The sequence below is a fragment of the Flavobacterium flavigenum genome, from assembly GCF_027111255.2.
In the GTDB taxonomy this organism is placed as follows: Bacteria; Bacteroidota; Bacteroidia; order Flavobacteriales; family Flavobacteriaceae; genus Flavobacterium; species Flavobacterium flavigenum.
The window spans coordinates 4,974,914-4,991,134 of sequence record NZ_CP114285.2 but is presented as its reverse complement, the minus strand read 5'-3'; the positions used below and the strand labels follow the sequence as shown (position 1 = coordinate 4,991,134).

Sequence of the window (16,221 nt, the reverse complement as noted above, 5' to 3'; positions counted from 1 at the left end):
CTAGTTTATTTTGTCATGTTTTTATCTACTCATAGGCAAATTGTAATTTTGGTCGATTTATATTTAGTTAATAGTTATTTTTCTGGCCTGCGGATCGTATGACAGCATAAAACCGGTTGTCGCCTCCAGTGTTTTAATTACCTTATCCAAATCATCATTAAGCTTGAATGCACCTGAATAAGTTTCTTTTTCATTTATCTTTCCCTTTACAACAAAATTGACGTTATAATATCTTGTTAATTTATCTAAAACTGACTCAAGCCCCTGTTCAGTAAATTCATAATAGCCTTTTCTCCAAGAAAAAAGTGCTGTAACATCCTGCTTTAAAGTTTTTATGGTTTGTTTTTTTAAATCCAGAGCCGCAATCATTCCGGGATTCAGATCAGTCTGAATGGTATCATTTGTAAAAAATCCTTTTTTAGCATAGACCACTCTTACCTTACCTCGCAGTAATGAGGTAGAAACTTTATTATCATTGGCATAACAGCTCACATTAAATAGCGTACCCAAAACACGTACGCTGTAATTATTTGCAGCTCTTACATAAAATGGTTTTGCTGCATTGTGAGCAACTTCAAAAACACCTTCACCTTCTAAAAACACCTCTCTGCTTTGGGTATTAAATACAGTTGGATAAATGAATTTTGAGCCAGAATTCAGCCATACTAACGTACCGTCGGAAAGACTTAGCTTCGCTCTTTTTCCATATGGAACCAAAACAGTGTTATATTGCTGCTCTGCCGCTCCTTTCTGATTTATCTCTTGATTGTTGACATTAATGCTATGTCCTGATGCATCATAAGCAATTGTTGTACTGTCACTAACTCTAACTGATTCCTTATTTGATAACACGAGTTGAACAGCACTGCTTTTTTCAAAAGCGTTTACCTGAGCAGTGCCTTTTGCAAACTGCTCTATGGTGCTGGTTTGTCTTTGATGCTGCAGTTTAAAAACAGCAGTGATGCCTATACAGATAAATAAACCGGCAGCTATACTAAATGAAATAAAACGAACTTTTCTTCTTCTGGCCTTTCTTTTTTCCAAAGCTATACTGTTTCCAATTCTAGCTTTTAGATCGGCTTTTGATTCATCTGATAAAATTTTGAAGTTTGGGTGCAAAATATTCTACTTTTTATTGTTCTCTATTTACTAAGAGGACAAAAAAGCAAAAACATAGACATGAAATTTAATCTTTTTTTAAAGTTTTTTTAAAGTTTAGCTCTTATATCCTTTAAAGACCTGTAAATCAGAGTCCTGCAAGATTCAAGAGTTATACCTAAAACAGAGGAAATTTCCTCATAAGAATAATCTTCACTAAATCGAAGATGAAGGGCATACCTTTGTTTTTCAGTCAGAGAACTTAAAAGTAAAGCCAGTGCAGTATTTCTATTTAAAATGGTTTCATTAAAAATAAATTCATCTTCAGCTGAATCTGTTACATATATGCCCTCTTCCATACTCTGATGATAAACCAATTTAGTTTTAGCCTTAAGTTTTCGGTGTATATTACGTCGAAGAGACTTAAATAAATAAGATTTAACAGCTACCTCTTCAGCAATTTTATTGCGATATTGATGAAGTTCTATAAAAACATCATGTATGGAATCCTCAACCAGGGCATCATCATTTGTATACTGAATTCCAAAAGTAAAAAGGGCATCTATATAGCTATCATATAATTTATGATATGCATAGGAATCCCCTTTTTTGATTTGATTCCACAGATTACTATCGCCTTTTTTATTGTCCATTAAAAAAATAAAATCCTTTAAGATTTACATTTATGCAAAACTAAATATTTTCCACATCTATCAATTTATTTTTGAAAATTATTTCAATATTTCTTAAAATTTAAAAAATAACAAAATAAAACAGCTTAATTTTAACGATTTAACAGCTATATATCTTTTGATTATAAATTTCATTAATTCTTCCTATTATTAATTTTCAAAAAAATTAAACCGTAAACAAAACATCACAATTTCCGTTTTTAATATAATCGCATCCAAAAAAGTTTTTATTCTGCTTTTATTTTCAAATGCACTGTTATAACATTTGTTTTGATCTAAATGAGTTAACCCAACAGAATTAAATTTAATTGAGGCTCTGCAGTTACTGAAAACAAAACTTTTGCTTATAACTATTAAAAAAATAACATCTAACTTTAAAATTATAATCAGCCGCAGATATTATCACTACATTACTTATAAGAAAATAATCAAAAGATCTTATACAGCATTTATGATCTTACAGACCCGCCAAATTATAAATTGACTTTTTACACTTAGTAAAGTTAAAAAAAATATACCAAAAAGTATATAAAATAAACTTTTTAGCATATTTTAGTTTCTGATTGCAAAAATAAAGCAGACAAAGCTGAAAGAAAAAAACAATTTATACTGGAAACTGCACATAACAGATTTAATACTTATTTAACTGCTGCTTAAAATTTATAATATCATCTTAAAACTATTTCAAAAAATACGTTGGCAGTAATGGTTATTAAACTAATCTTAGTAAATATTCCAATTAAATCAATTAGACTTTAGAAATGAAAAAAGTTCTATCAACGGCAGTTTAACACAGCTCAATTTCGCTTTAAACTTAATGGCAAATCAGCCTAATGTCAGAGCAAAATAAAAGTGATATCATTATAAAAATAACCTTACAAATGAAAAGATTTACAAAAAGCTGTTTTCAGCAGGATCCTAAAACAAATTATTCGTTTTAGATTTATGGAGTAAAAATAAAATAAAGTGCATATCTCAACACCGATTACATAAAATAAGATGGAATTCCAAATTCATGCTCTTAACGTAAATTGATAAAATTGTTAAAATTGCTCTTTTTATGAATCTTACACAATGTTTTTTTCTTAAAAATGCTGCCTTCTAAAATCCAGAGGAGAAATATCTGTATGCTTTTTAAAATATTTCACAAAGTAGGAGTCATCTTTAAAACCAAGACTGCATCCGATTTTATTTATACTGTAATTTGTATCCAGGAGCATTTTTTTTGCCTCAGCAATGATTCTTTGATGTATTAATTCTGAAGGGCTTTTGTCTAGCATCTGACGGGTTAATTCCGATAAAGTTCTTGATGATATATCCATCAACGCAGCGTATTGTGAGACATTGATTCCATTTTTAAAATTATCTTCTATCAGATTAAGAAATCTTACTAGCTTTAATTGTTTTTTATCATCTGGTAAAATCTGCTGTCCCTGATTTGTATTAATTTTATTCCATTGGTGCTTTAACTGAATTAAAAAAACCTTAAGATAATTTCTGATAAAATCTATCTGACCGTACGGTCTTTTTGTCAATTCGTTTTTAAACAGATCCAAATATTCATCTAAAATAAAACTGTCTTCATCAGAAGGTAATACATAGGGAGGGTAAAAACTGCTAAACAAATTATATCTTAAAAAAAAATCACCACCATCATTATCATGAATTAAAAACTGATCGTTAAATTGGATCAAAATCCCATTATAATTTATTTCTTTATCAAAATAATGAACACGCTCCTTACTTACAAAAAAAAGTGTATTTCCGTTTATATCATGTCTTTTATAATCACAAAAATAAGTGCCTTTTCCTTTTTTAAACCAAATTATCTGGTAATAGTTTTCACTATGAAACTTCCTTCTTTTTTTATCATACTTTTTCAGATAATAATCCAGCTCGTAAAGAGAAAACCTTGGCATATTGGCTTGATAATGATTAAAATGATACTCATTTATTTTACTTAGACTCTCAATAGCATCTTGCATATTCAACCTATAAAAGTTTAAAAATTAAAGAAGAAAACGATTATGAATCAAAAAACGATTGTTTTTCTTATGAAATGTGTTTGTTTTTATATTGTAGAATTGCATCATATTTTTTCCTTAATATTTTAATTACTTTTAAGCACTTTATACATCTTTTAAGGATTTACTAAATTAAAAGCCGGCTGTGGAAACAGTCTATTGCCAATATATAATAACCTATCATCTCCCAGCCTGATCGTAAACTGATCCTTTTTAATTGCTGAGACAAGGGCCTTTACCAGTTTTTCTGGAGTTATTTTCTTGTCACTTCTATCTGCAGTCATTTCTGTAGCTGGAACAGGAGCCAGCATTTCAAACACCTATACATTAGTTGCTGGACTTCCTACACCTGCGCTGTTACATAAAACATCTATTCCTCCCAAAGAAAGTGCTTTTTAAAAAAGTAATCTTGCGTTTTCTGAACATTCAACATCACTTCTAATAATCTTCAATGATGGAAGCATTTTTTTAGCCGTATCTAATTTTACCTGATTTCTTGCTGTCATAATAACAAATGCCCCTTCGGCTAAAAACTGTTTTGCCTACTCTAGACCGATTCAGTAACTGCTCCGGTAATTAGGACTGTTTTTCCTTTTGTATTAAATTAATTCTTCTTGTGTATTTTATAAAAAAATGTGCCTTCCAATTTTTTGCCATGCTTAAAAATATACTTTTTAGTCCGTTTTGAGTAAAAAAAATTATTTTACATATAGTTCTAATTCAGACTTGAGACTTTTTATAAGTCCTAACATTGGCTTGGCTGTGTTCATGACTCTGCACATTACTAGTCCCCCTTCAACCGATGCTGTTAATTTAAAAGCAAAAACAACAGGATCAAGTGTATTGGAAAACTCACCATTATTTATTCCTTCCTGAAGAAGAGAAGATAATTCATTCTGGCCATTCCTAAATATTTTTGAAACTTTCTCTTTTATCAAAGGATAATTATCATCCGCTTCTACGGCGGAATTAAATATTGGGCATCCGCCGGATATGTAAGTATTAATTGGATTTTTATAAAAATCTAAAAAGGCAAACACTTTACCTTTTATGGTTTTCCCATTGTGAACTGCAGTCCTTATTTTATCAGAAACCATTTTAAGCGATAAGTCAATAACCTGCTCTGATAAATCTTCTTTATTTTCAAAATGACCGTAAAGACAGCCTTTTGTAAGTTTTGTAGCTTCCAGAATATCATCAATATTGACTCCAGATATACCTTTTTCATTATAAATAGGCACCGCAGTTTCCAGTATAAATTGTTTTGTTCTTTCGGCCTTTGTAAGCATTATCTTTTAAATTAAAAAACAAATATACTAAAAAGTATATTTATCTTTATAGATTAATTTATATTTATGACAAAAGAAAAAAAACCTAATATTCTGCCGCATTGGAACTGGAAAGGAAGGCAAAGTAATTACCTGCATCATTGCGGTTTAACGGCTCAGCAGCATAATATTCCCTGCAGCATGGATATGCAATACCTCTTTAAAATGTTTCATTACTTAAAATAAAGTCCAAATAAAAAATGCTTAATTCATTTTAACTGGCATGTCGTACGGGACGCAGATTTAAAAAAAGTTTGCTGCCAAGCCATTTTCCGCCTCAGGTCTGAATCAGGAATAAGTTAATGTAATAGCTGCCGTTTTTTATCAAACTGCTAACAGAGTTTATCGGTATGGAAAAATTCCTGAAATAGCCAGCCTGCTTTATCGTCTGGGCTAAATTGGCAGCCTCAATGATTTCTTCATTTTTATCTTCTGACTTATCATACTTTTGTCTTAATTATCTAATTAAGAATCAAGAGGTCCGAGCCTTTAGTGGTAAAATCCAAAGAAAGGTTAAAACGCAACTGTGTGCAGATTTGTGCTTTACCTCCCATCAGAATAAAGTTCCTTTGATGGTGTCCATCAATTATGCCAGGTTGCTCATATCATAATGGAAAGCATTATCGGCCATATTGGCAAAACAAGTTGAGAGTTCCTCTACTCTGTCCCCTTCAATGGATTTCAGTATTTCCTTATTTGGAACAAGAGCAGAACTGTATGAGCTTTTCTATTTCATTATCCGTTAATCGGATTTTTGCCCAATGATTAAAAATGGCTTCCATCTGCACAGCGAATATATCACATATACTGCGTTATTATAGACTAAAGAAATGAGTTTACGCAAATAACATTTCGTAAAAATTCTAAGCAGACCAAAGAGTTCTTTATAAATAACATTGATGATTGTTCTTAGTTTTTGATTTATAAATTATGTAAATTTGCTTAACTTACCTATTGAACAATGATTAAATTAAGAATTAAGAATTTTGGACCGATTAAAGATGGCTATCAGGATAATGATGGCTGGTTTGAGGTAAACAAAGTCACCGTATTTATTGGGAATCAGGGCTCAGGAAAAAGTACACTAGCAAAGTTAATTTCTTCATTTATATGGTTAGAAAAAGCATTGGTAAGAGGCGATGTAAAGGCTAGTAATATTTCCTTTGACTATTTTATTGAACTTATAGAATTTCATAGAATAGAAAATTATTTATTTACTGATACAAAGCTCGAATATAAAGGAGTTTCGTATCATATTGTTTTTGCTGAAAATTCTGTTAGTGCAATAAAACTAAACAATAAATCGGTCAAGCAGCCAAAAATTATGTATGTTCCCGCAGAGCGGAATTTTCTAAGTTCAATTACTAACATCAACAAGGTTTCTGACCTGATTGTGGGAAGCTTAAAAAATTATTCTGTTGAATTTCGTAACGCTCAGCTTTCTCACAAAGGAAAACCAATTGAACTGCCTATAAACGATACTAAAGTTGTTTATGATCCAAAAGAAGATGAAAACTATCTCGAATTTGATGGGGGTAAAAGATTAAAACTTTCTGATGCGTCAAGCGGCTTCCACTCCATAGTACCATTATACTGGGTAACAAAATATTTAATTGAATTTGTAAAGCAGGGAGAAAAGAAATTATTGGAATTATTAAGCACTGATCAAACCATTCGCAGAAATAATGAATTAAAAGAGTTGAATAAGTTAGCGCTTGATGAAAAAACAATACGAACAAAAGAAAAAAGAATAAATGAAAAGTATGTCAGCAGGTACTTTGTCAATATCGTTGAAGAGCCCGAACAGAATTTATTTCCAAGTTCACAAAGATTGTTATTGAATAGTCTATTAGCATACAACAACGGAAGTAATCTACTGATAATGACAACACATAGCCCATATTTGATAAATTATCTAACATTAGCTGTTGAAGCAGACAAATTAAAAGATAAAGTGAAAAAATCATCTGCTGAATTAAAAAATAGATTAGATGAAATCGTTCCATTAAATTCTACGCTTAATGGAAATAATTTAGTTGTATATCAATTGGAAGAAACAAGTGGCAGCATTAGTAAACTGGAAACTTATAAAGGACTTCCTTCAGACAAAAACTATCTGAACGATGTTCTTGCAGAATCAAATGAACTTTTTTCTAACCTGTTAGACCTTGAAGACGAATTATGCCAATAAACTTTTTTTCAGTGCCTTGTAATAATTTGGTCGGTAATTGTCAAACCCAATCTATTGAATGTCATTTTCCTTTTTCCAATGATCGTTTTGGTATAAGTGATGCAAATGCAAATACACGCATACCTGCAATTGTTTTATTAGACAAAGAAAATCAATGGGATTTTACGATAGAAAACCCAAAAAAAATAGAAGTAAAATATAAAGCAATTGACTATTGTCTGGATATATTTAGGACCGGAACATATGATGTTAGTGATGATAACAGCAGTATTAATGGGTTTTCTTCCGATAACGTAAATACAATTGACCGAGGAATAATAAAAAGGTGTGAAGGTTTTTTATATAAAGATGATCAATGGATATTATTTTTTGAAATTAAAAATCGTCCAAAAGGTGACTGGCTGATTGATGCAAGAAGAAAATTTGAAGAAACGATCTTAAGTTTTAAAGAGCATCATCCAAATCTTTCCAACATAATTATTGAGCCAATTGTTTCAAATAAGTCATTCTTTCGTACCCATCAGTCAGAGATGATACAAAAGAAAATTTTAAAAGATAAAATTGGTGTTGAGTTAAAGGTCCAAACCAGTTTTACTATAGATTAAAATCAAGTTGAAGAAAAATTCATTGCATCAAAAACAATGAAGTTTTTTTGTTGCATAAAAATCACAAGATTTGCGCGCCTAATGATGCTATCTTATCCTCCATATCCGGATAAATATGCGGCTTTAAAAAAAGGATTTTGCATTGAATCTTAATAATAGGCATCAGTGTATGAATCCTTTGATTTAGAATGTTTGTTGATGTATTTCATGATTTAAAGATACCTTCTTTAAAGATAATTTTTTCGGCTTTAAGAGCATGCAGAAATATTCTCTTCTATACAGAATTTGTTTTGACACTTACCAGCACTGCTTGAGAAAGGGCAAACATATCATAATGTTTTGAATTTGTAATCTTCTTCATTTTCTTTTACTTTTATCGAGCTTATGGCAATAAAAAAACCATCAAGCGGACTGGCAAAGCAATCGATGCTGAAAAATTGAGTAGGCAGATGGAGAAAGGAGGCTAAAAAAGAAAATAAAAGTAAAAATAAAACAGAGTTTATTTGATTATACTATATATAAAAAATGACGCCAATTATCTTCATCGGGCGTCAATTGGCTTTGTGGCCGCGAAATAAAAAATTACCATAAAATTTATGGAAGATTTAAAGAGTTTTGCATAGTTCAGCTAAAATGTGGCAGTAGTTGTTGTTTTAATTTGATTTGGATGTCGTCCGGGGATTCTATAGCATGGAGAGATCCCTAATATGATTTAAGTGCATCCTTGCTAATCCAAACCCATTTTACCAACAGATTTTATAAAGGTCCAATTTTCGATTATTTTCTACTGTTCGCTCGAGGCAAAAAACTGGTTATTCCCTAATTTCTATATAGGATTTTCAGTACTTAAAAGCAGATATCAATCAAAGATATCTATCAGCCCTTTTGAATAAAAAAAGGGAATAGCTGCTTAGACTATCCCCTTTATTGCTGCTAGTATAAAAAACTCTTATTGATCTCCGCCATTCATAAAAGTCATCAAAAGTGTATAAGCATTCTTAATCACAATTTTTGACGTTTTATCAACAACCGAAGATTTAATCTGACGGAAACCATCCGTTGTAGTTCCCGGTTCTACTGCCACCATTTTGTATTGATTATTTCCGCTTAAAGCGAAAACAAAAAACTTGCCCTGCCATCTTACTACCGCGTCTTCCGGAACTGTAATGGCTTTTTCATTTTCAAATTCGGCTTCAGCATTAATAAAAAGCCCTGGAATTAAGGCATGATCGTATTGGTTTACTTTACAAATAACTTCGGCTGCACGATCGTCGTTAAGACTGCGGTTGATATAAGCAATCTTTGCAGGGAATTTCTTCGAAGGATTAGCATTTGTAAAAGCACTTAATGTTTGTCCTGTTGAAAGCAAATGAACATCTTTCTCAAAAGCGTTCATAACCAAAACAATATCGCTCATTTGCATCAATTCAAAAAGCATATCTGTGGCGGCAATATATTTCCCAACATTTACATTAATTTTAGATACAACGCCATTTATAGGCGAAACAATTGAAACCGTTTTACTGATATTTGAAGCCGACAGTGTTTTTACATTAATCCCTAATAACGATAATTTTTGTGCCAGTGAAGACATATAAATACGCTGTGTCTGCATTTCTGTAGCCGTTTGCTCGTACAATTTATCACTGCTTGCTTTCTTGGCATTTAGTTCTTTTTGTCGGTCGTATTCGCTTTTAGCCAATTGAAATTTTTCTTTCGCCGTAAGGTAATCCTGTTGCAGTTGTATGTATTGCATATCTTCAACAACGGCTAATAATTGTCCTTTTCGAACGTGCATTCCTGCCATCAAATCTGTTTTTTTAATATAGCCGCCAAGCGGAATACTAACCGAAACAACACTTTTTGGCGGAACCGTTACAGTTCCCTGTAGCTGTAATATTCCTTTAACCGTTCTTTCTTCCGGATTTCCCACAACAAGTCCGGCGTTTTTAATTTGTTCGTTGTTTAACTGAATGGTATTTTCCTGTTTTTGTGTTACTGCTTTCTCCTGATTCTTTTTATCGCTGTGGCATGAAACCAGAAATAAAAGACTAAAAATTGTGATGCTATATGTTTTCATTATATTATAAATTAGTGAGTGTTTGCAGGTTAATGATCGCTTTATTATAATCGTTAATCCTGTCGAGGTATTCATTTTTAATGGTAATGGCCTGATTTACGACCAAAACCCATTGCAGGTAATCAATGTCTCCATTTTCAAGTTGGCTGTTTGCTGCATCAATAATAACAGTCGCATTTTTAAGTCCTTCATTTTCGTAATAAAAAAGGCTTTCTTTATATTTTTCGGCTTCACTAACCGCATTGGCGATTTCAGTTGTCATTTCGACTTTTACCGATTCGGCCATCATTTTGTAATTCTCATATTCAATTTTAGCTGCTTTATTGCGTGATGACTGACTCGAAAAAAATAACGGAAATGACAATCCTAAATTCACATAACTAAACCTGTGACTGTTGTCATAATACACTTCCTGTCCTGCAGCACTGGTTTGTGTACCAATAATGCTTAGATTATTATATCCTACCGTAATATCCGGCATTAGTTTAGCCTGCTCTGTTTTCCATTTCCATTTTGCCGCTTCTGCTTCATGATTTGATAGCTTGATTTGCGGAAGTTCAGCCGTATTTATTTTTTCGTTTAACGAAATAGCAAAATCATGTTTAATGTTTGCCGAAGCCGGAACATGCACTAGACTATCCTGCAATATGGTATTAAAAGATTTTAAGGTAATGGCAATATCTTTATTGACCATCGTAAGCTGATTGGTATAAAACTGTCTAGCCGATTGAGAAGCGCTTTTCTCCAATACATTGGTTTCTCCTGTTTTATAACGTAAATCAGATTTCTGTTCCATTAACCTGTAGATAGAATCGGCGTAAGCCAATAATTCTTTTTTGCTATTCAACCAGATATAATAATAAAACAAACTTCTTACATTCGATTTAATCTGTTGCGAAGTCAGTTGTGATGTAGCTTTGGCAACATTATAATTTTCCTGCAATGCTTTTTTCTGATGGGTATAAAGTGTTGGAAAAGCAAAAGTCTGGCTTACGCCAAAGCGAGAATCATTAACACTGCTATTAAACTGGCCATAATCAGCATCTAAAGCTAGTTTTGGAATATCATAAGCCGATTTTTGCAATTGCTCTTTAGATTTTTCGTTCAACTGAGCCGATTTAATTCTTCTGTTATTCTGAAGTGCAATTGATAAGGATTCATCTAAAGAAACAGGCTTTTGCTGTGATTGTACTGAAGCTGTAACCAATAAAGCAACAAGCAATAAAGTCAGTTTATCCATTTTATTTTTTTTGTTTTTTTTCGAAAATACTTTAGTATGATACGTCATTAAATAAATGGCCGGAAGCACAAAAAGAGTCAGCAAAGTTGCCGTTATCAATCCGCCAATAACAACTGTCGCTAACGGACGCTGTACCTCTGCTCCTGCTCCATTACTCAAAGCCATTGGCAAAAATCCTAAAGAAGCTACCGCAGCCGTCATTAATACGGGACGCAATCTGTTTTTGGTTCCTGTAATGATAATTTGAAATGGATCTGTAATTTCGCCCTGTTTTTGTATTCGATTGAATTCGGATATTAGTACAATTCCGTTCAAAACTGCCACTCCAAACAATGCAATAAAACCAACTCCTGCTGAAATACTAAAAGGCATATCACGCAAAGCCAAACCAAAAACACCACCAATTGCCGATAACGGAATGGCAGTAAAAATGATAATTCCTTCTTTAAACGATCTGAAAGCAAAATATAATAAAGCCAAAATCATAAACAAAGCTGCCGGAACAGCAACTCCCAAACGTGATTTTGCCTGTTGTAAATTTTCGAAAGTACCACCGTAAGTGATATAATAACCGGGATCAAATTTGATCTGACTGTTGACTTTTTTCTGCAACTCTTCCACAATCGATTCTACGTCGCGACCTCTTACGTTAAACCCAACGATAATTCTTCTTTTAGCATCTTCTCGCTGAATTTGGTTAGGTCCTTCCACTTCTTTTACAGAAGCGACCTGATAAAGCGGAATCTGTATTCCTGAACGAGTTGAGATCAACAGGTTTCGAACGTCATCTATATCTTTTCGACCGCTTGCCTCAACTCTTACCACCATATCAAAACGCTTTTCGCCTTCGTAAATACTTCCTGCTACAGCTCCTGCAAAAGCAGCATTTACCGTTTGGTTGATATCTGAAACATAAATGCCGTATTTCGCCATTTCGGCCCAATCATAATCAATTACGATTTGAGGCATTCCGGTTACTTTTTCGACATATAAATCTGCTGCACCTTTGACCGTTTTACTGATTGAGCCCAATTTTTCTGCATATTCAGCCAGTTTATCCAGATCTTCTCCGTAAATTTTACAGACCAAATCCTGTTTGGCGCCCGTCATTAATTCATTAAAACGCATTTGCACCGGAAACTGAAAACCGGTTGTAACTCCCGGAGCTACTTGTTTTACCGTTTTAGTCATTTTATCTGCGAGTTCCGGAAACGAAGAAGCGCTTGTCCATTCTGATTTATCCTTTAATACAATAATCATATCCCCGCCTTCGATAGGCATTGGATCAGTTGGAATCTCGGCACTACCAATTCTCGAAACTACTTTTTCTACTTCTGGATATTCCTTTTTAAGTGTATTTGAAATTTTCTGAATGGTTTCTGTTGTGGTCGAAAGATTGGTTCCTAAAAGCAATCTGGTTTCTACTGCAAAATCGCCTTCTTCTAATTGCGGAATAAATTCTCCTCCCATTCGGCTGAAAAGCAGCAAAGCGATCCCGAATAAAACGAAAGCCGAAACCACGATTCCTTTTCTAACTTTTAAAGCTTTAGACAGCCAATTTTCATAGTAACCTTCTAATTTTATCATGATTCGGTCAGAAAAATTAGGCTTATGGCTGATTTTTTTACTGATAAATAAAGCGCTGACCATTGGTACATAAGTCAGCGAAAGAATAAATGCTCCTAAAATCGCAAAAGCAACAGTTTGTGCCATTGGTTTGAACATTTTGCCTTCGATTCCTTCCAGTGATAATATTGGCAGGTAAACAATCAGAATAATGATTTGTCCAAAAACCGCGGCATTCATCATTCTTCCGGCAGAACCTGTAACTTCTTTGTCCATTTCTTGCTGTGAAATAGTATCGATTCCTTTGTATTTTTTGGCGCTATGAATATGATGCAGAATCGATTCGACAATAATGACCGCACCATCGACAATTAGACCAAAATCGAGCGCTCCAAGACTCATCAAATTTCCGCTTACGCCAAAAGTGTTCATCATAATAATGGCAAACAGCATCGCTAGCGGAATAACAGAAGCCACAATGAATCCGGCTCGTAAATTGCCAAGAAAAAGAACTAAAACCAAAACCACAATCAAAGCACCTTCAATCAGGTTTTTTTCTACTGTACCAATTGCATTGTCAACCATTTTGGTACGATCTAAAAAAGGTTCAATTTTCAAACCTTTTGGCAGAATCTTTTCAATTTCGGCAACACGTTTTTTTACATTAACAATAACGTTATTGGCATTTTCGCCTTTCAGCATCATTACAATTCCACCAACAGATTCGCCAATATCATCTGTCGTTAAAGCGCCGTAACGTATTGCAGAAGACATTTTTACTTCGGCAATATCTTTAATTAAAATGGGAGTTCCTGCCTGCGTATTTTTGACAATAATATTCTGAATATCTTTAATATTTCGGGTCAGTCCAACGCTTCGGATATACAAAACAGTTGGTCCTTTTTCAATATAAGCGCCTCCCGTATTTTCGTTATTACTGCTTAAAGCCGTAAAAACTTCTTTTATAGTCAGATTTTGCGCTTTCAATCGCGACGGATTTACGGCAATTTCATATTGTTTTAGCTTTCCCCCAAAAGTTGCCACATCAGCAATTCCAGGAGTTCCAAGAAGCTGTCTGCGAATCGTCCAGTCCTGAATGGTACGCAAATCTTCAAGCGAATATTTGGTTTCATAACCGGGCTGGGGTTTTAAAACATATTGATAAATTTCGCCTAAACCTGTTGTTGCGGGAGCCATTTCCGGTATACTGGCATTCTCAGCAATCTCTACTTTTTGCAAACGTTCTGCCACCTGTTGACGTGCCCAATACACATCAGTATCATCGGCGAAAACAATGGTTACAAGCGAAAGTCCGAAACGGGAAATACTGCGGCTTTCTTTAAGCTGTGGAATATTGCTTATCGCTTGTTCTATCGGAAAAGTGATTAAACGTTCTACATCTTCGGCACCCAAAGACGGCGCGGTTGTAATAATCTGAACCTGATTGTTGGTGATGTCAGGAACGGCATCAATTGGTAAACGGGTAACTTCAAAAACACCGTAGACGATCCACAGCAAAGTGAAGACACCAATTACCAGTTTATTTTTAACTGAAAATTGAATGATCTTATTGAGCATAATTTGATTTAATTTTTTTGAAATAATAATGTCATGGCCAAAACATAAAAATGTTCCAACCACAATAAAAATCTTCGAAAATTAAATTATGCTATAGGAGGTCTGAAAACCGAGAATAAAGCGGGATTAGAATACAAATTAGATTTGTAAGGAATACTGTCAGACTTTGAAAATCCAATATTAATAGAGATATTAAATACAGCCTTATCTGCAGGAACAAATACAAGCTGGAAAGAAGAACTTGAAATATGCTTAAAAGGCAGCTGCATGTCACGATCTGTATCATTATCGTTTAAATCTTCTCCCCAATAGTGCATCTCAAGAAAATCAATAAAACTTACGTTTTGTCTTTGTTTATGTTCATTATAATGTTCAATCAATACGGGCAGTTTATAAAACTGCTGAAAGAACCCAATATTGGATACAATTAGAAAAACGAAGATATATATAATGAGTTTTCGCACCAGGCAAATTTAAGCCATGTTTTAAAATAATCAATATTCTTAAGCAAGATCTAAGATACTATTATGATTTTATAATAATAAAGCAGCGTAAATTTAATTTATATAATTTAAAATTTAAAAATTTTAAAGGTTTATCAATTTTAAAATACTTTAACGGCATTATATCAGTTAGAAAATAAACGAATTATTTAAACTTTTTACACAGTAATCCTAAATTCAAACTAACTGCTATTTTTTTGTGGTGAATATTAAATAAATATTTATTATTGATCAAACAGGAAAAACTCTTAAGTAAAAAAAACTTAAATTAGTTCTTAATTACCATTGAAAATGAATAGGATTATTGAAAAATTGACAAATCACTTAGTCAAAAAACCTAAGACACTTTTTTTAATTGACAGCATAGGAGCTTTTCTTACTGCTCTATTACTTTTTGCCGTATTGCAAAATCTTACCAAGTATTTTGGCATGCCTAAAACTACACTAACCATACTTTGGTCAATAGCGGCTTTTTTCTGTCTTTATTCAGCATTATGCTTCTTACTGCTGAAAGAAAAATGGAGGATTTACATAAGAATAATAAGTTTTGCCAATTTACTTTACTGCGTGTTAATTTTAATCTTTTTATTTATTCATTATGAACAGATTACAGCTCTTGGTTTGATTTATTTTTCAACTGAAACAGCTATTATCTGCATACTTGTTTATGTAGAACTTAACGTAGCGGCAAAAATTCTAAAGAATAATTACGATAATCAAATGATACCAGGCAGTAAAAGCTCCCTTTAAATCAGCAGGCTGCGATAGAATTGAAATTACCTTTTTGCTGGTGTTCGGCGAAAACGATTGGGACGAATAGCGGGAAGAGCTGCTAAAAATAGCTTCAATATAAGTTGTAAATTTATAAATCCGGCGTTGGATCTCAGCATGATCCACAGTCACTCCCATTATCTTCCTTATTTCTTCAACATCTCGATAACTTAAAGTAAACCTAACATTAAAATATACTGCTGAACCATATTTTTACGATGGTTGCCAAGCTTTCCTAAAGCCTGCTCCGGGACTATTCCTCTGGTATATTTGGTAGTGATTACCAGATCATTTCGTTTGGAGGCTATTGCTTTTACAAGAATTTCTGATTCGCCGCATTGATATGTATCCGATGTATCTATAAGATTTACTCCATGCTCAGTATAAAATGAAACTATTCTATCCGCTTCTTTTGAGTCCATGCCATATCCCCATGCCTGCCCAAAATTTCCGGCACCTATTGTAAATTCACTAACCGGTAAACCTGTTCTCTTTCCTAAAAGTTTGTAATTCATCTTTTTATTTTTTAAATTGAAATACAAAGG

12 protein-coding genes are annotated in these 16,221 nt (G+C 33.1%); 4 read left to right on the top strand and 8 right to left on the bottom strand.

The features are described 5' to 3' along the window. Window positions 1-63: 63 nt before the first annotated feature. From OZP09_RS20785 to OZP09_RS20770, 4 genes are all read right to left on the bottom strand, one after another. Complete coding sequence (locus tag OZP09_RS20785) at window positions 64-1,119, bottom strand: FecR family protein (RefSeq protein ID WP_269235528.1); 1,056 nt, start codon at window positions 1,117-1,119, stop codon at window positions 64-66. Between the two features lie 89 nt (window positions 1,120-1,208). After that, complete coding sequence (locus tag OZP09_RS20780; RefSeq protein ID WP_269235527.1) at window positions 1,209-1,751, bottom strand: RNA polymerase sigma factor; 543 nt, start codon at window positions 1,749-1,751, stop codon at window positions 1,209-1,211. A 1,124-nt stretch (window positions 1,752-2,875) separates the two neighbouring features. After that, window positions 2,876-3,775, bottom strand: coding sequence for an AraC family transcriptional regulator (locus OZP09_RS20775; protein ID WP_281310774.1), 900 nt, complete (start codon window positions 3,773-3,775; stop codon window positions 2,876-2,878). 737 nt (window positions 3,776-4,512) lie between these two features. Further along, a complete protein-coding gene (locus OZP09_RS20770; protein WP_269235524.1) occupies window positions 4,513-5,103 on the bottom strand; it encodes a TetR/AcrR family transcriptional regulator in 591 nt (196 codons plus the stop codon). A 66-nt stretch (window positions 5,104-5,169) separates the two neighbouring features. On the opposite strand from OZP09_RS20770, the gene OZP09_RS20765 reads away from it, so the two are divergent. From OZP09_RS20765 to OZP09_RS20755, 3 genes are all read left to right on the top strand, one after another. Further along, a complete protein-coding gene (locus tag OZP09_RS20765; RefSeq protein WP_269235523.1) occupies window positions 5,170-5,328 on the top strand; it encodes a hypothetical protein in 159 nt (52 codons plus the stop codon). A gap of 775 nt (window positions 5,329-6,103) precedes the next feature. After that, a complete protein-coding gene (locus OZP09_RS20760) occupies window positions 6,104-7,333 on the top strand; it encodes an ATP-binding protein (RefSeq protein ID WP_269235522.1) in 1,230 nt (409 codons plus the stop codon). Continuing rightward, window positions 7,324-7,938 (top strand): hypothetical protein, encoded by a 615-nt coding sequence (locus OZP09_RS20755; RefSeq protein WP_269235521.1) that lies wholly within the window; start codon window positions 7,324-7,326, stop codon window positions 7,936-7,938. Before OZP09_RS20760 ends, OZP09_RS20755 begins: the two co-directional genes overlap by 10 nt. A 949-nt stretch (window positions 7,939-8,887) precedes the next feature. Here OZP09_RS20755 and OZP09_RS20750 read toward each other — a convergent pair. The 3 genes from OZP09_RS20750 to OZP09_RS20740 all read right to left on the bottom strand — a co-directional run bounded on the left by OZP09_RS20750 (window position 8,888) and on the right by OZP09_RS20740 (window position 14,782). Beyond that, window positions 8,888-10,018 carry an efflux RND transporter periplasmic adaptor subunit gene (locus tag OZP09_RS20750; protein WP_269235520.1) on the bottom strand — a complete coding sequence of 377 codons (1,131 nt, stop codon included), beginning with the start codon at window positions 10,016-10,018 and terminating at the stop codon, window positions 8,888-8,890. A gap of 4 nt (window positions 10,019-10,022) precedes the next feature. After that, entirely contained in the window at window positions 10,023-14,402 is a 4,380-nt protein-coding gene (locus OZP09_RS20745) for a CusA/CzcA family heavy metal efflux RND transporter (protein ID WP_281309926.1), read from the bottom strand. 86 nt (window positions 14,403-14,488) lie between these two features. Further along, the gene (locus tag OZP09_RS20740) at window positions 14,489-14,782 is read right to left on the bottom strand and encodes a hypothetical protein (RefSeq protein WP_269235519.1); all 294 of its coding nucleotides are present in this window, start codon (window positions 14,780-14,782) and stop codon (window positions 14,489-14,491) included. A gap of 414 nt (window positions 14,783-15,196) precedes the next feature. On the opposite strand from OZP09_RS20740, the gene OZP09_RS20735 reads away from it, so the two are divergent. Then, window positions 15,197-15,655: a hypothetical protein gene (locus tag OZP09_RS20735; protein ID WP_269235518.1), complete on the top strand. Its 459-nt coding sequence runs from the start codon at window positions 15,197-15,199 to the stop codon at window positions 15,653-15,655. Between the two features lie 191 nt (window positions 15,656-15,846). Here the strand turns inward: OZP09_RS20735 and OZP09_RS20730 are convergent, their stop codons facing one another. Further along, the gene (locus OZP09_RS20730; RefSeq protein ID WP_269235517.1) at window positions 15,847-16,191 is read right to left on the bottom strand and encodes an aldo/keto reductase; all 345 of its coding nucleotides are present in this window, start codon (window positions 16,189-16,191) and stop codon (window positions 15,847-15,849) included. Between the last annotated feature and the right edge of the window lie 30 nt (window positions 16,192-16,221).

Coding starts and splice junctions, on each gene's coding strand:
- OZP09_RS20780 (WP_269235527.1), bottom strand. CDS start 1,751: ATGGACAATAAAAAAGGCGATAGTAATCTGTGGAATCAAATCAAAAAA.
- OZP09_RS20775 (WP_281310774.1), bottom strand. CDS start 3,775: ATGCAAGATGCTATTGAGAGTCTAAGTAAAATAAATGAGTATCATTTT.
- OZP09_RS20770 (WP_269235524.1), bottom strand. CDS start 5,103: ATGCTTACAAAGGCCGAAAGAACAAAACAATTTATACTGGAAACTGCG.
- OZP09_RS20765 (WP_269235523.1), top strand. CDS start 5,170: ATGACAAAAGAAAAAAAACCTAATATTCTGCCGCATTGGAACTGGAAA.
- OZP09_RS20760 (WP_269235522.1), top strand. CDS start 6,104: ATGATTAAATTAAGAATTAAGAATTTTGGACCGATTAAAGATGGCTAT.
- OZP09_RS20755 (WP_269235521.1), top strand. CDS start 7,324: ATGCCAATAAACTTTTTTTCAGTGCCTTGTAATAATTTGGTCGGTAAT.
- OZP09_RS20750 (WP_269235520.1), bottom strand. CDS start 10,018: ATGAAAACATATAGCATCACAATTTTTAGTCTTTTATTTCTGGTTTCA.
- OZP09_RS20745 (WP_281309926.1), bottom strand. CDS start 14,402: ATGCTCAATAAGATCATTCAATTTTCAGTTAAAAATAAACTGGTAATT.
- OZP09_RS20735 (WP_269235518.1), top strand. CDS start 15,197: ATGAATAGGATTATTGAAAAATTGACAAATCACTTAGTCAAAAAACCT.
- OZP09_RS20730 (WP_269235517.1), bottom strand. CDS start 16,191: ATGAATTACAAACTTTTAGGAAAGAGAACAGGTTTACCGGTTAGTGAA.